At 64.2% G+C, this 19,962-nt stretch carries 17 protein-coding genes; 12 read left to right on the top strand and 5 right to left on the bottom strand.

Annotation, left to right across the window (positions count from 1 at the left end; translation table 11 throughout):
* Window positions 1–75 precede the first annotated feature (75 nt).
* From C2L65_RS02790 to C2L65_RS02760, 7 genes are all read left to right on the top strand, one after another.
* Complete coding sequence (locus tag C2L65_RS02790) at window positions 76–2,829, top strand: LuxR C-terminal-related transcriptional regulator (protein WP_486644370.1); 2,754 nt, start codon at window positions 76–78, stop codon at window positions 2,827–2,829.
* Window positions 2,830–3,110: 281 nt separating this feature from the next.
* Window positions 3,111–4,991, top strand: coding sequence for a feruloyl-CoA synthase (locus C2L65_RS02785; RefSeq protein ID WP_042312526.1), 1,881 nt, complete (start codon window positions 3,111–3,113; stop codon window positions 4,989–4,991).
* 47 nt (window positions 4,992–5,038) lie between these two features.
* Window positions 5,039–6,178 (top strand): acyl-CoA dehydrogenase family protein, encoded by a 1,140-nt coding sequence (locus C2L65_RS02780; protein ID WP_042312529.1) that lies wholly within the window; start codon window positions 5,039–5,041, stop codon window positions 6,176–6,178.
* Between the two features lie 43 nt (window positions 6,179–6,221).
* Window positions 6,222–7,412 carry a lipid-transfer protein gene (locus C2L65_RS02775; protein WP_042312532.1) on the top strand — a complete coding sequence of 397 codons (1,191 nt, stop codon included), beginning with the start codon at window positions 6,222–6,224 and terminating at the stop codon, window positions 7,410–7,412.
* Window positions 7,413–7,437: 25 nt separating this feature from the next.
* Complete coding sequence (locus tag C2L65_RS02770; protein WP_042312534.1) at window positions 7,438–7,878, top strand: MaoC family dehydratase N-terminal domain-containing protein; 441 nt, start codon at window positions 7,438–7,440, stop codon at window positions 7,876–7,878.
* Between the two features lie 12 nt (window positions 7,879–7,890).
* Window positions 7,891–8,307, top strand: a complete 417-nt coding sequence (locus C2L65_RS02765; protein WP_042312537.1) for a MaoC family dehydratase — start codon at window positions 7,891–7,893, stop codon at window positions 8,305–8,307.
* Between the two features lie 42 nt (window positions 8,308–8,349).
* On the top strand, window positions 8,350–9,174 hold the full coding sequence (locus tag C2L65_RS02760; protein ID WP_042312539.1) for an SDR family NAD(P)-dependent oxidoreductase: 825 nt from the start codon (window positions 8,350–8,352) through the stop codon (window positions 9,172–9,174).
* Between the two features lie 133 nt (window positions 9,175–9,307).
* Here the strand turns inward: C2L65_RS02760 and C2L65_RS02755 are convergent, their stop codons facing one another.
* From C2L65_RS02755 to xseA, 5 genes are all read right to left on the bottom strand, one after another.
* Complete coding sequence (locus tag C2L65_RS02755) at window positions 9,308–10,252, bottom strand: electron transfer flavoprotein subunit alpha/FixB family protein (RefSeq protein ID WP_042312541.1); 945 nt, start codon at window positions 10,250–10,252, stop codon at window positions 9,308–9,310.
* Window positions 10,253–10,262: 10 nt separating this feature from the next.
* Window positions 10,263–11,012, bottom strand: a complete 750-nt coding sequence (locus C2L65_RS02750; RefSeq protein WP_042312544.1) for an electron transfer flavoprotein subunit beta/FixA family protein — start codon at window positions 11,010–11,012, stop codon at window positions 10,263–10,265.
* A 21-nt stretch (window positions 11,013–11,033) separates the two neighbouring features.
* A complete protein-coding gene (locus C2L65_RS02745; RefSeq protein ID WP_042312546.1) occupies window positions 11,034–12,203 on the bottom strand; it encodes a CaiB/BaiF CoA transferase family protein in 1,170 nt (389 codons plus the stop codon).
* Window positions 12,204–12,531: 328 nt separating this feature from the next.
* Window positions 12,532–13,110 (bottom strand): superoxide dismutase, encoded by a 579-nt coding sequence (locus C2L65_RS02740; RefSeq protein WP_042312548.1) that lies wholly within the window; start codon window positions 13,108–13,110, stop codon window positions 12,532–12,534.
* Window positions 13,111–13,329: 219 nt separating this feature from the next.
* The gene (xseA, locus tag C2L65_RS02735; RefSeq protein ID WP_042312551.1) at window positions 13,330–14,709 is read right to left on the bottom strand and encodes an exodeoxyribonuclease VII large subunit; all 1,380 of its coding nucleotides are present in this window, start codon (window positions 14,707–14,709) and stop codon (window positions 13,330–13,332) included.
* Window positions 14,710–15,313: 604 nt separating this feature from the next.
* Between xseA and lpxK the strand changes: the two genes are divergently transcribed.
* The 5 genes from lpxK to C2L65_RS02710 all read left to right on the top strand — a co-directional run bounded on the left by lpxK (window position 15,314) and on the right by C2L65_RS02710 (window position 19,955).
* Window positions 15,314–16,330: a tetraacyldisaccharide 4'-kinase gene (gene lpxK, locus C2L65_RS02730; RefSeq protein ID WP_042312554.1), complete on the top strand. Its 1,017-nt coding sequence runs from the start codon at window positions 15,314–15,316 to the stop codon at window positions 16,328–16,330.
* Window positions 16,311–16,514 carry a Trm112 family protein gene (locus C2L65_RS02725; RefSeq protein WP_007180583.1) on the top strand — a complete coding sequence of 68 codons (204 nt, stop codon included), beginning with the start codon at window positions 16,311–16,313 and terminating at the stop codon, window positions 16,512–16,514. Before lpxK ends, C2L65_RS02725 begins: the two co-directional genes overlap by 20 nt.
* 130 nt (window positions 16,515–16,644) lie before the next feature.
* Window positions 16,645–17,448: a 3-deoxy-manno-octulosonate cytidylyltransferase gene (gene kdsB / locus C2L65_RS02720; protein WP_042312559.1), complete on the top strand. Its 804-nt coding sequence runs from the start codon at window positions 16,645–16,647 to the stop codon at window positions 17,446–17,448.
* Between the two features lie 260 nt (window positions 17,449–17,708).
* Window positions 17,709–18,374, top strand: coding sequence for an adenylate kinase (gene adk / locus C2L65_RS02715; protein ID WP_042312562.1), 666 nt, complete (start codon window positions 17,709–17,711; stop codon window positions 18,372–18,374).
* A gap of 822 nt (window positions 18,375–19,196) precedes the next feature.
* Entirely contained in the window at window positions 19,197–19,955 is a 759-nt protein-coding gene (locus tag C2L65_RS02710) for a 3-hydroxyacyl-CoA dehydrogenase (RefSeq protein WP_007578847.1), read from the top strand.
* The last annotated feature ends 7 nt before the right edge of the window (window positions 19,956–19,962 follow it).

Genomic DNA, 19,962 nt, shown 5'->3' with positions numbered 1-19,962 from the left:
ATGCCGCAGAATGCCCGCTCTACCTCAGCTTGCCTGCGCAACGCCGGCACCGAAGAATCCGGCGCCCACCTCCGCTTGCTTCCCCCGCGCAGCGCGGCGCGTGTCGTCGCGCGCGAACGATTGCTCGCGCAACTGCGCGACGCGCGACGCATGCGCTGCATCGTCGTTCAGGGACCGGCCGGCTCGGGCAAAACGACCGCCCTCGTCGCCTGGCGTGAGGCGTTGCTGCCGCTCGGTTTCGATATCGCGTGGCTGACTTTCACATCGGACGACGACGATCCCACCGTTTGCCTCGACGATCTGGTCGGCAGCCTCAGCCAGGTGAATCCGTCGATCTGTAAGGAAGCCGCGCTGCTCGGCGGACGCGGAATGGATGAAGAAGCCGTCGAGCGCACGGTGATCGCGCTCGTCAACGGCATCGCGCGCCACCCCGCCGAACTCGTGCTCGTGCTCGACGACGTGCATCATCTCGCCAACGCGCGCAACCATGAAGCGCTCCAATGGCTGCTCGATTACGCGCCCGCGAATCTGCATATCGTGTTCGCGTCGCGCACCATCCCGTCGTTGTCGTTGGGCAGGCTGCGCGACCAGGGTCTGGTGCTCGAACTCGACATGCGCGATTTGCGCTTTACTGCCCAGGAATCCGAAGCGTTTCTGAAAGCGCAGATCGGCGATATTTCCACGAAGGACGCGCGCCGCCTGCACGAACTCGCCGACGGCTGGGCAGCGGGACTGCAGCTATTCGCGATCCGCGCGAAGCGAAACCGGCAAGGACCGAACGACGGCGCATCGGCCGACATGCCGGCGCAATTGCACCTGCACGATCCGCGCGCGTTCGCCGATTATTTCGAGCGCGAAGTGCTGTCGCGGCTGTCGCCTTCCGAGGTCGAGTTGCTGATCCGCATGGCCGCGTGCGCGCGCATCTGCGGACAGCTTTGCGTTGCGCTCGTGGCGGGCGAACAGAATCCCGCCGAGGTGCTCGCGCTGCTCGCGCGGCTGGAGAGCGACAACCTGTTCGTCGCGCCCGTCGAGTCGCAGGACGCCGCCGTGTGGTATCGGCTCAATCCGCTGTTTCGGGAAACATTGCTCGAACGTTTCGGCGCGCGCAGCGAGCGTTACCAGCGCGACGTACACCGCGCCGCATGGACCTGGTTCCGCGCTCACGGCCACGCGGACGAAGCCGTGCGCCATGCGCTGCTCGCGGGCGAACCGGGCGAGGCCGCGGATCTCGTGCTCGCCGTTGCGCGTGAGTTGCAGGTTGGCGGCGAGTTGCGCAAGGTGGTCGCGCTCATGCGTATGCTGCCCGTTGCCGAGATTCAGGCGCGCATCGGCCTGCGTCTGTGGATGGCGCATCTGCATCTGTACGCGCGCGATTTCGCCGCGTGCGAGACGACGGTTGCCAGCCTGCAAGGCGACATCGACCAGGCTGATCCCTCGCTTCAATACCGGCTTACGCTGCTGCAAGCCGCCCTCGCCGTGCAGCGCGACGACACGGACGGCGCGATGTCGATCCTGCCGCGTCTGCTCGACGCGCCTGCGCAGTCGGACGGGCTGATCGTCGGCGCGCGCAACAATATTCTTTCGTGGCTGTACATGCATCGCGGGCACTATGCGGACGCACGGCGCATGCAACTCGACACGCCGCCCATCCTGTTCGACGATGCGCCGCTGGTCGGCACGAGCGCGGGCACGCTGAACGGACGCTGCTTCGTAGGGTTCAGTTACGCGCTCGAAGGCAAGTTCGTCCAGGCCGAGCGCATCTGCCGCGACGTACTGTTCGAAGCCGACTCGCGTGGCAGCCCGGCCGCCGAAGCGAGTTGCCTCGCGGCGGCGCTGCTCGGCGAAGTACTGTACGAATTCAACGAGCCCGACGCGGCGCGCAAGCTGATCGAAGGCCGCGTCGACGTGCTGGAGCGCGTGTCGGTGCCCGACTCGGTGCTGCGCGTGCATACGGTGCTGGCGTCTGTACACTGGCTGGCGGGCCACCATCTCGACGCAATGGCCTATCTCGAACGGCTCGACGAATACGCGTCGCAGCACGGGCTGCTGCGCCTCGTCGCGCACGGCCTCGCCGAACAGGTGCGCCATCATCTGTCGATCGATCATTTCGATGCGGCCGAAGCCGCGCTCGCACGTCTCGATACGATTGCCGCGCGGGTGCCGCCCGAGCGCGCGAGTACGCTGACTGCCGTGGCAGCGCTGACGGAGCAGGCGCATATCGACTGGTGCGTCGCGCACGCAGACTTCGAGGCGGCTGCCGTGCGGCTGCAACCGCTGATCGCGCTGTGCGAAGAGCGCGGCTGGCAACGTCATGCCGTGCGCTATGAGATGCAGGCGGCCGTCGTCGCGGCGCGCCTCGGACGCACGGCAGCGATGCATAAGTACGTGTTGTCCGCGTTGCGGCGTGGTCACCGCCTCGGCCTCGTGCGCACCATTCTCGATGCGGACCGTGGCGCGCTGGACGTGATTCATGCCGTGCTCGACGCGACGCCGGAAGATCCCTTGCTGCGCTTCTATGCGTCGCGGCTGGATGCGGCGCATCAGGCTGCCGTGGCCGTTGCTGGACGGTGCGACGCACCGCCCGATGCGCGCGGCAATATCTCGACAGGCGCCGAACTGCTGAGCGAGCGCGAAGCCGAAGTCGTGCATCTGCTCGCGCAGGCGCTGCCGAACAAGAAGATCGCGCGCACGCTCGGTTTGTCGCCGGAAACCGTCAAGTGGCATCTGAAAAATATCTACGGCAAGCTCGGCGTATCGAGCCGCGACGAAGCCGTCGCACGTGTGCGCGACTTCGAGTTGGGATGTGCGTCGGGCGAAATCGCACGCTGAGCCCGACGGGACGCGCGGCGCGGCCTGCGCGCGCGGTCCGCAACCTCGCTTGCGGGCTTTCATCCTCATGAGCGCTGCCACCCGGCGCGGGTGGTTTTGCGCGTAGCGTCTGCCACTACTCTTGGATACAGGTCAGCCGCGCGTCGATACGCCGGCAACCTTCAATACAAAGCGCGGCTGCGCGGCGCTCATCACGCGGTACAGCAACCATGTTGCACAAGGCCAGCGTAAGACGCCAAAGCGCCCACGCGGGTCATCGCTGACATAGGAGACAAGGCGTCATGATGACGGTCACCCCCACTCAACCGGCGGCAGCGTCCTACCGTCCCGTTCGCATTCCCGAGCGGCGCACGCTGGTCGAACGTCGCGCAGATGGCACGCTGATACTGCGCTCGGCCACGCCGCCGCCCGAGATCGCCGAACAAAGCTTCGCGGATTTCATCCCCGCGTGGGCCGCTCAGCGAGGCAACAAACCCGCGTTCCGAGAGCGCGACGCGCGCGGCGAGTGGCGTTCACTGAGTTGGGCCGAACTGTGGCGGCAGGTTCAACTCGTCGGCGCGGCGCTGCTCGGGCTCGGCCTCGATCAGGATCAGCCGCTGATGCTGCTGTCGGGCAATTCGATCGAACAGGCGGTGCTGCTGCTCGCCGCCGAATACGTCGGCGTGCCCACCGCGCCCGTCTCGCCCGCGTATTCCACCATCAGCAAGGATTTCGCACGCCTCGTCGGCGTCGCGACACTCGTACCGCCCGCCGCGCTGTTCGTACAGGACACCGGGCCGTACGAGCGCGCGCTTGCGGCGCTTGGCTCGGCTACGACGACCGTAATCGCAGTCCAAGGTGCGCGCCCTGGCGTGATCGCCTGGGCAGACCTGATCGCCGAAGACCTCACGCCGCAACAGATCGCGAAGGTTGCGGCCGCGCACGCGGCGATCCGCGCCGACGACACCGCGCGCGTGCTGTTCACCTCCGGTTCGACGGGCACGCCCAAAGGCGTCGCGCTGACGTACGGCAACTTCCGCGCGGTCGCCGCGTACTACGCGGACAACCTCGGCTGGCTGCGCGAGACCGAGCCCGCGTTTCTCGACTGGCTGCCGTGGCACCATGGCCTGGGCGGCGTGTTGAACCTCGGGCGCTCGATCCAGTTCGGCGCAGCCCATCATATCGACGACGGCAGGCCGCTGCCAGGCATGATCGAACGGACGGTGCGCAATCTGCGCGATGTATCGCCGACTATCTTCACGAGCGTGCCGTCCGCGTGGACCGTGCTCGCGGGCGAACTCGAACGCGACCCCGAGCTTGCGCACAAGCTGTTCGCGAACGTGCATTACTTCGGCTACGGCGGCGCGAGTCTGCCCAGCGACGTCTGGCAGCGCATCCAGCGCGTCGCCGAGCAGACCATCGGGCAGCGGATCGCGTTCTGCACGGGCCTCGCCTGTACGGAAACGAGCGGCATGGGCACCTATTGTGGCCGCGGCAATGCGGAAAACGGCAACATCGGCACGCCTGTGCCCGGCGCCGAGGTGAAGCTCGTGCCGCTCGAAGGCGGCGACGCGCGCTACGAGATCCGCATGCGCGGGCCGCATGTGTTCGGCGGCTATGTCGCGCATCCGGAACTGACGGCGGCCGCCTTCGACGACGACGGCTTCTTCCGTCTCGGCGACGCCGTGCGTCTCGTGAACGCCGACGATCCGTCGCAAGGCATGATGTTCGCCGGCCGCGTCGTCGAAGACTTCAAGCTGACCAACGGCACATGGGTGCGCACGGGTGCCGTACGGCTCGCGCTGCTGGAGCGCTGCTCACCGCTGCTGACGGATGCCGTGATCTGCGGACACGATCACGACTATCTCGCCGCGCTCGCGTGGCCCAATGTCGCCGCGTGCCGGATGCTCGCGCCAGAACTCGCATCACTCGATGTCGCGGCACTGGTGCAGCACCCTATCGTCGTCGATGCGATCAGCAAGTGCTTGCGCTTGCAGGCGAACAGCGGCTCCAGTCTGCGCATCGAGCGCGTGATGCTGATGGCCGAACCCCCGTCCATCGACGCCAATGAGATCGCCGACAAGGGCTACGTCAACCAGTCGGTGACGCGCGCGCGCCGCGCGCATTTCGTCGAACAACTTTTCCAGACTCCACCCGCGGCGCACATCGCCAGCGCGCAGTAACGATCTGCAAAAGGTCTACGCCTCCATACAAACAGGAATATTTAGTCATGCAAATCACCCGAACCGTCTTTCGTGAAGATCACGAAATGCTGCGCACCAGTGCGCGGCGCTTTCTCGAACGCGAATGCGTGCCGAAGCAGGCAGAGTGGGACAAGGCGGGCAAAGTCGACCGCGAAACGTGGCTCAAGGCAGGCCGCGAAGGTCTGCTGTGCCTCACCTTGCCGACGGAATATGGCGGTGGCGGCGGCGACTTCGGCCACGCGGCCGTGCTCAATGAAGAGACCAACCGATCGGGCGTTAGCGGTCTGGGCTTTTCGGTCCACTCGGACATCATCGCGCCGTACATTGCGCGGCTCGGCAATGAAGAACAGAAGCAGCGCTGGCTGCCGAAAGTCTGCTCGGGCGAAGCCATTCTCGCGATCGGCATGACCGAGCCGGGCACGGGCAGCGACCTGAAAGCGATACGCACGACCGCGATCCGCGACGGCGACGAGTACGTGATCAACGGCAGCAAGACATTCATCAGCAACGGGCTGAATGCCGATCTCATCATCATGGTCTGCAAGACCGATCCGAACGCGGGCTCGAAGGGCGTGAGCCTGATCGTCGTCGAAGCGGACCGCGACGGCTTCCGGCGCGGCCGCAAGCTCGACAAGGTCGGCCAGCATGCGCAGGATACGGCAGAACTCTTCTTCGACAACGTGCGCGTACCCGTGTCGAACCGTCTCGGCGAGGAAGGCAAGGGTTTCGCGTATCTGATGGCCGAACTGCCGCAAGAGCGCCTGTCGATCGCGATCGGCGCGGCCGCCAAGCTCGAAGTCTGTCTCGATCACACGATCAACTACGTGAAGGATCGCCGCGCGTTCAACCAGACCGTGTGGGACTTCCAGAACACCAAGTTCAAGCTCGCCGACATCAAGGCGCAGGCCTCCGCCGTGCGCCTGCTGGTCGACCACTATCTCGCGGAACACGTGCGCCGCCGCCTGACGCTCGAAGAGGCCGCGATCGCCAAGCTCTTCGCGACGGAAACGCTCGGCAAGGCGCTCGACGAAATGGTGCAGCTGCACGGCGGCTACGGCTACATGCTCGAGTATCCCGTCGCCCGCGCTTTCGCCGATGCGCGCGTGATGCGTATCTATGGCGGCACGAGCGAAGTCATGCGCGACCTCATCTCTCGCAAGCTGTGATCCCCCACGTCAACCGAACATTCCATTCAGAAGGAGCAGTGACATGACTCGCAATGTCTTCGTTGCCGGTGTCGGCATGATTCCGTTCAAGAAGCCGGGCATGAGCGACACCTATGACGCGATGGGCGCGAAGGCGGTGCGCGATGCGCTCGCCGATGCGGGTATTGGCTATGGCGACGTGCAGCAGGCCTATGCCGGTTACGTGTACGGCGATTCGACCTCCGGCCAGAAAGCGCTTTATCACGTTGGCATGACGGGCATTCCCGTCATCAACGTGAACAACAACTGCGCGACGGGCTCGTCGGCGTTGTTTCTCGCGCGTCAGGCTGTGGCAAGCGGCGCCGTCGATTGCGCGCTCGCCGTCGGCTTCGAGTTCATGGGGCCGGGCGCGCTCAGGTCCGTGTGGACCGACCGGGCGAGCGCGCTCGAACGGGCGCTCGATATGACGGATCAACTCGTCGGGCGTCCCGAAGGATTGAGCAATGCGATTCGCCAGTTTGCGGGCGCAGGCATGGCGCACATGCAGAAGTACGGCACGAAGCTCGAAACGTTCGCAAAGATTCGCGCGAAGGCGAGCCAGCACGCGGCGCGCAATCCGCTTGCCGTGTTCCGCAACGTCGTGTCGACGGAAGACGTGATGGCCGCGCCGATGCTGTGGGACGGCGTGCTGACGCGTCTGATGGCCTGCCCGCCGACTTGCGGCGCGGCTGCCGCGATCATCGTTTCCGAAGAATTCGCGCGCAAGCGCGGGCTGCATACCGACGTGACGATTGCAGGCCAGGCGCTCACGACCGATCTGCCGAGCACGTATGACGCACGCGACATGATCCGCGTGGTCGGCTTCGACATGACGCGTGATGCCGCAAAGATCGCGTATGAACAGGCGGGCGTCGGCCCGGAAGACATCGACGTGATCGAGTTGCACGACTGCTTCGCGCAGAACGAGTTGCTCACGTACGAAGGGCTCGGCCTGTGCGCGGAAGGCGAAGGCGCAAAGCTCGTCAACGATGACGACAACACGTATGGCGGCAAATGGGTTGTCAATCCGTCGGGCGGTCTGCTCTCGAAGGGGCATCCGTTGGGCGCGACGGGTCTTGCGCAGTGCTTCGAACTCACGCAGCAGTTGCGCGGCAAGGCGGATGCGCGGCAGGTCGAAGGCGCGCGCGTCGCGCTCGCGCACAACGTAGGGCTCGGCGGCGCGTGTGTCGTGACTGTCTATAAGGCAGCACGATAAAGGCCGCGTTCACGGAGCATCCGACATGATCGACAAAAAGTTTATCGGCAAGGTATTGCCGGCGTTTTGCGCCGTCGCCGAAGCGGGTCAGCTGCGCTTCTTCGCGAAGGCGACGGGCGAAACCAATCCCGTCTATCTGGACGAATCGGCGGCGCGCGACGCAGGGCATCCCGCCCTGCTGCTGCCGCCCACATTTTTGTTCTCGCTGGAGCTTCAGCAGCCGGATACGAGCTGGCGCGACGAACTGGGTATCCAGCTGTCGCGCATCCTGCACGGCGAGCAGTCGTTCACGTATCACCGTCTTGCTTATGCGGGCGACGTGCTGCGCTTCGAAAGCCGCATCGCCGACATCTACGACAAGAAGAACGGCGCGCTCGATTTCGTCGTGCGCGAAACACGCGTGACGAACCAGAAAGGCGAGCATGTCGCCGATCTGCGCAGCGTGCTCGTGCAACGCAACGGCTAACGGAGAACGTCTATGAGCACCCTGAAATTCGACGACGTGAAGATCGACGACACGCTGCCTCCGCTCACGCTCGAACCCGTCAACCGCACGACGCTTGCGCTCTTCGCGGGCGCGTCGGGCGATCACAACCGCGTGCATATCGATACCGACTATGCGCGCAAGGCGGGCATGCCCGACGTATTCGCGCACGGCATGCTGTCGATGGCTTATCTCGGCCGTCTGCTTACGCGTTGGGTCGATCAGCGGCAGTTGCGTGAGTTCGGCGTGCGGTTCGTCGGTATCACGCATCTGGGGCATCAGGTCACGTGCACGGGCCGCATCGTCGACAAGTTCGAAGCTGAGGGCGAACGGCGCGTGAAGCTCGAAATCCAGACGGCCAATCAATACGGCGAGCCGCGCGTGGTCGGCGAGGCTGTGATCGCACTTTGATCAGCGCCTCGACGCAATCAGACATACACAGGAGAACATCAAATGGGAAAGCTTGACGGCAAGGTCGCCCTCGTGACGGGCTCGGGGCGCGGTATCGGTCGCGCGATCGTCGAGAAGTTCGCGAATGAAGGCGCGCGCATCGTGGTCAACGACCTCGACGCCGATCCGGCGCACGAAACGGTCGAAGCGTTGAAGAAGATGGGCGTGGAAGCCGTGGCCTGCGTCGGCAACGTGACCGCGCCGGATCTCGCGGATCGCTTTGTCGGCACCGCGCTGAAGGAATTCAAGGGCATCGACATCATCGTCAACAACGCGGGCTATACGTGGGACGACGTGATCCAGAAGATGAGCGACGAGCAGTGGTACGCGATCATCGACTGTCATATGACGGCACCGTTTCGCATCCTGCGCGCCGCGTATCCGCATGTGAAAGCGCTGCACGCCGCCGACAAGGAAGCGGGCCGCGAGGTGTATCGGAAGATCGTGAACATTTCGTCGGTGTCCGCGCTGAACGGCAATGCCGGCCAGATGAACTACTCGTCGGCGAAGGCGGGCGTGATCGGCATGACGCGGGCATTGGCGCGCGAATGGGGACGCTTCAATGTCAACGTCAACTGCGTGGCGTTCGGTCTGATCCACACGCGAATGACTTCGGCGGATGCGCATGCGGGCGCGACGGTCAGTATCGACGGGCGCGATATTCGTGTTGGCCTGAACCCCGACATGCTGAAGTCGCACGCGCAGCGTAATCCGCTTGGCCGTGGCGGCACGCCGGAAGAAGCGGCTGGCGGCGTGTATCTGTTCTGTTCGCCTGAGTCGAACTACATCACGGGGCAAACCATTGCGGTGGCGGGGAACCTGCAGTAACTGCTTTGCGTGGAAGTCCGGCTATTCACCGGAACCGGCCGGACTTTTTCAAGGCGTCTCTGTTGTTGAGACGCCTTTTTTTGCTTCGTGCTGTGAGCCGCCAGCGGCGAGACAGCCGCCGCCGGCAACACCTTTATATCGACGAAACCAGCTTCGGCACCGCGTCGAACAAATCAGCTTCGAGACCATAATCCGCGATGCTGAAAATAGGCGCTTCCGGGTCCTTGTTGATCGCGACGATCACCTTCGAGTCCTTCATGCCTGCCAGATGCTGGATCGCACCCGAGATGCCGCACGCGATATACAACTGCGGCGCGACGATCTTGCCCGTCAGACCGACCTGCCAGTCATTCGGTGCGAAGCCCGCATCGACGGCTGCGCGGCTCGCGCCGAGCGCGGCGCCCAGCCGGTCGGCGAGCGGCGTCAGCACTTCGTCGAAGCGCTCGCTGCTGCCGAGCGCGCGGCCGCCGCTCACGACGATCTGCGCATCGGCGAGTTCGGGACGCTCGCTCGTCGCGACGCGCCGCTCGACGAATGTCGAGAGGTTACTGTCGCTCACGGTATCGATCGCTTCGATCTGCGCGCTGCCACCTTCCGGCGACGCCGCGTCGAAGCTCGTCACGCGCACCGTCGCGACCTTGACGGGATCGCTGGAACGCACGGTCACGAGCGCATTGCCCGCGTAGATCGGGCGCTCGAACGTATCGGCGCTCACCACGCGCACGACGTCGGAAATCTGCGCGACATCGAGCAGCGCCGCGACGCGCGGCGTGACGTTCTTGCCCATGCTCGTCGCAGGAAACAGGATGTGGCTATAGAGCGCGGCGACATGCATCACCTGCGCGCCCATGTTCTCGGCGAGACCATGGGCGAGTTGCGGCGCGTCAGCAACCAGCACGCGAGATACGCCCGCGATCCGCGCCGCCGCATTCGCCGCGCCCTGCACGCCATGTCCCGCGACAAGCACATGCACGTCGGCGCCGCATTGCAGCGCGGCCGTCACGGTACACAGCGTTGCGCTTCTGATCGATGCGTTGTCGTGCTCGGCAACCACCAGCACGCCAGTACGTTCAGTCATATTTGTCTCCTCACAGTACCTTGGCTTCCGTTTTCAGTTTCGCGACGAGCGCGGCCACGTCAGGCACTTTCACGCCTGCACCCCGTTGCGGCGGCTCGGCTGTCTTCAGCACCGTCAGGCGCGGCGCGATATCCACGCCGAGTTGTGCGGGCGTCACCGTATCGAGCGGCTTCTTCTTCGCCTTCATGATGTTCGGCAACGTGGCGTAGCGCGGCTCGTTCAGCCGCAAGTCGGCGGTGACGACAGCGGGCAGCGCGAGACGCACGGCTTCCAGTCCGCCGTCGATCTCGCGCGTGACGATCGCGAACTGATCGGCTATCTCGACCTTGCTCGCGCACGTTGCCTGCGGCAAGCCCGCAAGCGCGGCCAGCATTTGCCCTGTCTGGTTGCAGTCGTTATCGATTGCCTGCTTGCCGAACAACACGAGTTGCGGCTTTTCCCTGTCGACCAGAGCGTTGAGCAGCTTCGCGACAGCGAGCGGTTCGAGTTCCGCGTCCGTTTCGACAAGAATTCCTCGATCCGCGCCGATCGCCATTGCCGTGCGCAGCGTCTCCTGACACGCGGCCACGCCGCACGACACCGCAATAACCTCGCTCACGACGCCCCGTTCTTTCAGACGCACGGCTTCTTCGACCGCAATTTCGTCGAACGGATTGATGCTCATCTTCACGTTGGCGAGATCGACGCCCGAGCCATCGGACTTCACGCGCACTTTCACGTTGAAGTCCACCACGCGTTTGACCGCGACGAGTGCTTTCATCTGTTGTCTCCTGTCGTTCGATTAACCTGCCGATACTTCAGCCTCGAAGCCGAGTCCGCAAGCCGCCATCCGTTCGATGGCGGCATCGTCGAAGCCCCAGTCGTGCAATGCGCGCAAGCGGCCCTGCCCGCGCTGCGGCGCGGGTCCGTCGATATGCGACGGCGTGGCCGAAAAGCGCGGCGCAGGTGCGGGCTGCACGACGCCCGCCACTTCGACGAAGCTGCCGCGCGCGCGATGCTGCGGGTGATCCGGCGCCTCGGCGAAGCCGAGCACAGGCGCGACGCATGCGTCGCTGCCATCGAACGCCGCGCACCATTCATCGCGCGTACGCGAAGCGAATGCAGCGGCGAAGGCTTCGCGCAGAACGGGCCAGCCACCGCGATCGTGCTGCTTCGGAAGGCCTGCATCGGCGAGGCCAAGTTTGTCGAGGAATTGCGCGTAGAAACGCGCTTCGACTGCGCCGACGGCCATGTAGTGGCCGTCGCGCGTGCGGTAGCTGTCGTACCACGGCGTGCCGCCGTCGAGCAGATTGCTCGCGCGTTGCTCGCGCCAGTTGCCCGACGCGAGCAAGCCCCAGATCACCGCGCCGAGTTGCGCGGCGCCTTCCGTCATCGCCGCGTCGACAACCTGGCCCGATCCGCCGCGTTGCACATTGAGCAGCGCCGACACGACGCCGAGTGCGAGCAGCATGCCGCCTCCGCCGTAATCGCCGACCAGGTTGAGGGGGACGACGGGCGCACCATCGGCAGGTCCGATGCCGGACAACACGCCGGACAGCGCGATGTAGTTCAGATCGTGGCCGGCGCGCGCCGCGAGCGGGCCCGTTTGACCCCAGCCCGTCATGCGTCCGTAGACGAGCTTCGGATTGCGCGCGAAGGCCTCATCGGGGCCGAGTCCGAGACGCTCCATCGTGCCGGGCCGATAGCCTTCGATCACGACATCCGCGCGCGCCATCAGATCCAGCGCCGCTTCCGCCGATGAAGGCTGCTTCAGATCGAGCGTGACCGAGCGGCGTCCGCGGCCCGTGATGTCGATGCGCTTGCCGTTAGTTTTCGGCCCGAGATCGTCGGGCGCAGCCGGCCTGTCGATGCGCAGCACGTCCGCGCCCATATCGGCGAGCAGCATCGCGCCGAAGGGCCCGGGACCGATCGCCTCGAATTCCAGCACTCTGATTCCGTTCAAAACGCCCATCGTCCACCTGTCTCCATGGAATTGAGGCCCCGCTGACGGATGCCAACCGGGCCTTGCTGTCTGTTGTGAGTGCCGGGGCGACAGAATGCCCCTTGATCGTAGTAAGCCCTGGCGGGCAGCGGACGGGACCACCCCGAACGGGTGGCGAAGGGATTAGGCGTTTTGTTTCGATGGATACTGGCAAATGCGGGCATTACCGCAATTCATCCATTAATTCGGATGGCGAATTAATGGATGCCAAAAAGAAAAAGCCCTCACAAGTGAGGGCTTTTCATTGATTCTGCGCTTGCCGGTTTTTCAAACGCTTACCGGATCACGCAACAAAGACTTACGCGAAATTCTTTTCCGCGAAGTCCCAGTTCACGATGTTCCAGAATGCTTCAACGAACTTCGGACGCGCATTGCGGTAGTCGATGTAGTACGCGTGTTCCCACACGTCGATCGTGAGGAGCGCCTTTGCGTCCGTGGTCAGCGGCGTGGCGGCGTTGCTCGTCGACACCAGATCCAGCGAACCGTCTGCCTTCTTCACGAGCCATGCCCAGCCCGAGCCGAACGTGCCAACTGCCGTCTTCGTGAATTCTTCCTTGAATTTCTCGAAGGAACCCCACTTCGCGTTGATCGCTTCGGCGACCTTGCCCTTCGGCGCGCCACCACCTTGCGGCGACAGGCTGTTCCAGAAGAACGTGTGATTCCAGATTTGCGCGGAGTTGTTGAAGATACCGCCCGACGACTTCTTGACGATCTCTTCCAGCGACAGGTTCTCGAACTCAGTGCCCTTGATCAGATTGTTCAGGTTGGTCACATAGGTCTGATGGTGCTTGCCGTAGTGAAACTCGAGCGTCTCTTCCGACATGTGCGGAGCGAGCGCGTTCTTCGCGAACGGCAGCGGCGGGAGCGTATGTTCCATGGTGCTATTCCTTTGTATCTGTTTATGGGGAGTCTGCGGATAACGCTGCGGGAGCACTCGATTGTAGGCGAGTTGGAATAACCCCGCAAACGCAAGCCCTTTATGGCACGCATTGCGAAAACGCGCTGCGCGGGCAGCGTAATTAATGCTCGCGCAGCGGCTTTTCGCCTGTCATATGAAGGTCAAAACTACTGTGCCCAATGACGCTTCAAAGCACGACTAAAAGCCTTCCGTAAGACGCGGCTGAACATCCGACAGCGCGATATCCGCCGATCCTTCAGCGAGGTGAACGGTCATGCGGCGGCCCGGCTTCAGTGCCGATGGCGCGCGCACTGCGCGGCCGTTTTGCGCATCGAGCAATGCCGCGTAGCCACGTTCGAGCGTGCGTTGCGGGCTCAGCACTTCGAGCCGCGCGGCAAGCGTTTCCACGCGCGCAATGTGTCTTTCATGTTGGCGCAACAATGCGCGTTCCATCCGTTCGGCGAGGCCGCTCACTTGCGAACGTTGCAGCGAGAGATCGGGACGCCAGCGCTGCCAGCGCATCTGCACGAGCGCGAAACGCCCGCGCGCATCGCGCACGGGCCGCGCGCCCGCCGATGCGAGCCGCACGCTCAGTTGCTGCAGATGCGTGCGTTGCCGCGCGAGCCTTTCGGCCGGCGACACGAGACGCCGCGCGAGCCAGTCGAGCTGTTGCGCGCGCCGCTCCATCATGCGGCCGAAGCCGCGTGCAAGCGTCGCGTGACGATGATCGAGGTCGCGCAGCAGCAGCACGCGTTGCGGGCTGACGAGTTCGGCGGCGCCCGTGGGCGTGGGCGCGCGGACGTCGGCGGCGAAGTCGGCGATCGTGAAGTCGGTTTCGTGACCGACGCCGCTCACGACGGGCATCTTGCTCTCCGCAATCGCGCGGGCCAGCACTTCTTCGTTGAAAGCCCACAGGTCTTCGATCGAGCCGCCGCCGCGACACACGATCAGCACGTCCACTTCACCGCGCCGGCTCGCCGTCTCGACCGTCGCGGCCAGCTTCGCGCTGACGCCCGCGCCCTGCACGGGCGCGGGATAGACGATCACGGGAATGTGCGGCGCGCGGCGCGCCAAGGTTGTCAGTACGTCGCGCAATGCGGCCGCCTGCAACGACGTGACGATGCCGATCGCGCGTGGATGCGCGGGCAGCGCGCGCTTGCGTTCCGCGTCGAACAGGCCTTCTGATTCGAGTTGCGCCTTCAGCCGCAGGAACGCTTCGTACAAACGGCCTTGGCCCGTACGGCGCACAGCCTCGACATTCAGTTGCAGTTCGCCACGCGGCTCGTACATCGTGACGAGCGCGCGCACTTCGATCTTGTCGCCTTCGCGCGGCGTGAACTCCGCATATTGCGCGCGGCCGCGGAACATCACGCAGCGCATCTGCGCCTGCGCGTCCTTGATCGAGAAATACCAGTGCCCGCTCGCGGCACGCGTGAAGTTCGACACTTCGCCGGAGACCCAGACGAGCGGGAACGAGCGTTCGAGCATCGTGCCGATCGCGCGGTTGAGTACCGAGACGGGAACCACGGCATCGCCGGCCGCGCCAGCGGACGACGAGAAAGGACTTTCGGAATTCATGCGAGGAATGGGTTTAAAACAGGCCGGACAGACGATAGACCGATCGGCCAGTCAGGTCCAGCGCGTTCTAAACGTCTTTCGCCGGATTGTTAAAAGTGTCCACATGTCGGGAGTGTCGCGGAGAGCGGACTCAAAACGGCCCCAGAGCCCACTTAATACCATCTAACCCATTGATTTTTATCATATTTTTACTCTATAAAAGTTCCCCATTACCGAGCCGATGCTTGCGCGACGGCCTTCCCGACAAAATGCAAGGCACGTTCTCCACAAAGTTATCCACAGGCTATGGATAAAGCATTGCTCGTGCGAGAGCCGCGTGTGGTGGCCTTTCCGACTTGCAGCTTACGTCGCCCGCGCGCTAGAGTGCCGGGTTCTGGCGGAATCTGTCGGACGCGGCGAGCGCGCATGCGCGAATGGGTGCGAAGGGTTTTCGCCGCCTCCGTTGTCCTGTTGTCCTGTTGCTGTTCCGTCGTTGTCCGCGTTTCGTGATTCTCGTAGTTCCCTTGGTCTTTCAACCGTCGGTGCAACCGACCGCCCGGAGATGCCTGCTGATGCTCGCCCTGTCCGTCCTGTCTGACGCGCCGCGCAAGCCGGCCGCCTGCCGATGAGCGAACTCGCTTCCCGCCTCGAAGCGCGCATCGCGCGCGAGTGGCAGCAGCGCGGCCCGCTCGCGTGGGCGATGACGCCGCTCGCCTGCGTGTTCGGCGCGGTCGCGCTCGCGCGCCGCGCGGCGTTCAGGCTCGGCTGGCTGAAGTCGGTGCGCGTTCGCGTGCCCGTCGTGGTGGTCGGCAACGTGACGGTCGGCGGCACGGGCAAGACGCCGACGGTGATCGCGCTCGTGCAGGCGCTGCGCAGCGCGGGCTTCACGCCAGGCGTCGTGTCGCGCGGCTACGGCGTGAAGATCACGCTGCCGACGCTGGTCACGCCGACTTCGAAAGCGTCGCAGGCGGGCGACGAGCCGCTCCTGATCGCGCGCCGCACGGGTGCGCCCGTGTTCGTCTGCCCGGATCGCGTCGCCGCCGCCGAGGCGCTGTGCAAGGCGCACCGCAATGTCGACGTGATCGTCAGCGACGACGGCTTGCAGCACTACCGGCTGCAGCGCGACGCCGAGATCGTCGTGTTCGATCACCGGCTGGGCGGCAATGGCTTCCTGCTGCCCGCCGGCCCGTTGCGCGAACCGCTGTCGCGCGAGCGCGACGCGACGTTGATCAACAATCCGTACGACCGCGCGCTGCCGCCGTGGCCGAACACGTTCTCGCTGGAACTCGCGCCCGGCGACGCGTGGCATCTCGACAATCCGCGCCTGCGCCGCCCGCTTGCGCAGTTCGCCGGCGAGCGCGTGCTCGCGGCGGCGGGCATCGGCGCGCCCGAGCGCTTCTTCGCGACGCTGCGCGCGGCGGGCCTCTCGCCGCAGACGCGCGCCCTACCCGATCATTACGCGTTCAGCACGAATCCGTTCGCCGATACGGACGCCGATGCGATCCTGATCACTGAAAAGGATGCGGTAAAATTGGGGTCCTGGCATGATGCGCGGCTCTGGGTCGTCCCCGTCGAAGCCACGCTCGATCATCGCCTCATTGCACTCGTTGTGGAGAAAGTCCGTGGACGCTCGCTTGCTTGAAATTCTCGTTTGCCCGATCTGCAAGGGCCCGCTCAGCTACGACCGCGCCGCGCAGGAGCTGATCTGCAACGCAGACAAGCTCGCCTATCCGATCCGCGACGGCATTCCCGTGATGCTCGTCGACGAAGCGCGGCAAACGGTCGAAGGCACACCCGTCGATCTGAATCCTGGTTCTGTTGCCTGAGCGACGCTGCGCGTGACGCGGTGCATCGAACGAAGCATTGCCCATACGCCGCCTCTGAACACCTACCCCGCGCCGCCGATCAGGCGGCGCGTCTTTCTCGGCCCGCACAAGGCCTGATGTGACGCTTCCGATGAACGACACCCTGCACACTCCGCCCTTCATCGCCGTCGTCCCGGCACGCCTCGCTTCGACGCGTCTGCCGAACAAGCCGCTGGCCGATATCGGCGGCAAGCCGATGGTCGTGCGGGTCGCGGAACGCGCGCTCGAATCGGGCGCGCAGCAGGTGCTGGTCGCGACCGACGCGCAATCGGTATTCGACGTCGCGCGCGCGCATGGCATCGACGCGATGATGACGCGCGCCGATCATCCGTCGGGCACGGACCGTCTCGCGGAGGTCGCTGCGCATTACGGGTGGAGCGACGACACGATCGTGGTCAATGTGCAGGGCGACGAGCCGCTGATCGATCCGGCACTGGTGCGCGGCGTAGCGTCGCACCTCGCATCGACGGATGGCTGCGCGATCGCGACAGCCGCGCATCCGATCCACGAGCCTGCGGAGATATTCAATCCGAACGTCGTCAAGGTCGTGCTCGATGCGCGCGGCGTCGCGCTGTACTTCTCGCGCGCGCCGATTCCATGGGCCCGCGACGCCTACCAGCCGCATTGGCCGAATGTCGCGCAGATGCCCACTCCGCCTGCACCCGCTGCCGTGTATCGACACATCGGGCTGTATGCGTATCGCGCGAAATTCCTCCGTACTTACCCGAACCTGTCTATCTCTCCGATCGAGCAGGCCGAAGCACTCGAACAGTTGCGCGCGATGTGGCACGGCGAGCGTATCGCGGTACTCGTCACGCACGACGCGCCGCTGCCGGGCGTCGACACGCCTGACGATCTGGCCCGTGTACAGGCGTTTTTCGGGTCGTCGGCGTAAAAAGCCATGGCATAATCGATCGTTCGCGCGATTCACCCGATATCGATGCGCGTTGATCGATATCACCATTCGCCCGTTTTTTTATCTGCCTGTTTTGCCGTTTGCTTCGCAGCGCCGCTCATTGCGTGCAGCGCGAAGTCGGCAGCGAAAAGCTGCCCGGCCATAACAGCGGCAACAAAGAATCAAGAGCGTCGACCGCAGCATGCATGTCATGACTCGCGGCGCGCCACACAGAATTCACATAGATCTGGAGATATCACATGCGTTTGATCCTGTTGGGCGCACCTGGCGCGGGCAAGGGCACCCAAGCCAACTTCATCAAGGAAAAGTTCGGCATTCCGCAAATCTCGACGGGCGATATGCTGCGCGCCGCCGTCAAGGCAGGCACACCGCTCGGCATTGAAGCGAAGCGCTACATGGATGCGGGCGAACTCGTCACGGATGAACTCATCATCAATCTCGTGAAGGAACGCCTGCAAGACTGCGACTGCGAAAACGGTTATCTGTTCGATGGTTTCCCGCGCACCATTCCGCAAGCGGAAGCGATGAAGAACGCGGGCGTGGCCATCGACTACGTGCTGGAGATCGACGTGCCGTTCGACGAGATCATCACGCGTATGAGCGGCCGCCGTATGCACCCGGCGTCGGGCCGCACGTATCACGTCAAGTTCAATCCGCCGAAGGTCGAAGGCGTCGACGACGTGACGGGCGAGCCGCTGATCCAGCGCGACGACGACAAGGAAGAGACGGTGAAGAAGCGCCTCGACGTGTATGTTGCGCAGACCAAGCCGCTGATCGAGTACTACAACAGCTGGGCGCAGAAAGGCGATCCGTCGTCGTCGCTGACAGCGCCGCAATATCGGCGTATCTCGGGCTTGGGTTCCGTCGACGAAATCCGTGCGCGCGTGTTTGAGGCGCTGAAGTAAGTTTTTTTGTCTTGCGACGCTGGGTGGTTTGCTTTTGTTTTCGCGGGCATCCGCGATGCGTTAGCTCACTTCACGCGTCGCCCCTGTGCGGGGCGGCACCTACTTTTCTTTGCCGCCGCAAAGAAAAGTAGGCAAAAGAAAGCGGCTAACACCGCCAACATTTCTTCCTGCCTGAGGGCCCCCACGGGTTCTTACGCTTCACACGGCAATCACGTCATTCGTGCTCGTTGCCAGCGCTCTGAATGTGCGCCTCACCCGTTTCACACTCCCTCACAACAGCATGCCGCGCCAGACAGTCCACCGCCGCCCAGGTGGTGTACTGTGTGTAGGTTTCCTGTACTTCACACGCACCACTCCACACCGATCGCACATGCGCTCCACCCTGCAAGAGCGCGAACGCATACGACGCGACAACCTGCACACAGTACACCACCTGGGCGGCGCATACGATTCGCTGCCCCCTGCCGTGCTACGGGTGATTGAAGCGGGTGATGCCTCTTTTCGAAGCGTTGGCAACGGGCAATGACTGGTGCGTTGCCGTGTACAGGATGGGGCCGCTGGGGGCCCGTGGGCAAGAACAAGAATTGGCGGTGTGAGCCGCTTTCTTTTGCCTACTTTTCTTTGCGGCGGCAAAGAAAAGTAGGTGCCGCCCCGCACAGGGGCGACGCTTGAAGCACGAAGGCAAAGCGCGGATGCCAGCGAAAACAAAACACTAGCAAACCCCAACCGCCCGCGCGATTTGACGCACAAGACCGACCCGTTAAAATCGTCCAGCGACAACTATTCCAATCACGCGATCACCGCATCCATCAAGGAGAAGACATGGACATCAAGGACAACGTGTTTCTGGTCACGGGCGGCGCGTCCGGTCTGGGCGCCGCAACGGCGCGCCTGTTCGCGCAGAACGGCGGCAAGGTCGTGCTCGCGGATCTGAACCACGAAACGGGCACCGCGCTCGCGCAGGAACTCGGCGGCGTGTTCGTCAAATGCGACGTCAGCCGCGAAGACGATGCCGTGCTCGCCGTCGAAGCCGCGACGAAGCTCGGCGCACTGCGCGGCCTCGTCAATTGCGCAGGCGTCGCGCCAGCGATGAAGACAGTCGGCAAGGACGGTCCGCATCCGCTGCACTCGTTCGCGCGCACGGTGTCGATCAACCTCGTCGGCACGTTCAACATGATTCGCCTCGCGGCCGCGGAGATGGCAAAGCTCGAACCGAATGCGCTCGGCGAGCGCGGCGTGATCGTCAATACGGCGTCCGTCGCGGCGTTCGACGGACAGATCGGCCAGGCCGCGTATGCGGCGTCGAAGGCGGGCGTCGCGGGCATGACGCTGCCGATTGCGCGCGACCTGTCGCGCAGCGCGATCCGCGTGATGACGATTGCGCCGGGCATCTTCGAAACGCCGATGCTACTCGGCATGCCGCAAGAAGTGCAGGACGCGCTCGGCGCGATGGTGCCGTTCCCGCCGCGCCTCGGCAAACCGAACGAGTACGCGATGCTCGTCAAGCAGATCTTCGATAACCCGATGCTCAACGGCGAAGTGATCCGTCTGGACGGCGCGATCCGCATGCAGCCGAAGTGAACGCGTC

This window comes from Paraburkholderia terrae, from assembly GCF_002902925.1.
Taxonomy (GTDB): Bacteria; Pseudomonadota; Gammaproteobacteria; order Burkholderiales; family Burkholderiaceae; genus Paraburkholderia; species Paraburkholderia terrae.
This window is presented reverse-complemented; position numbering and strand designations above follow the sequence as displayed.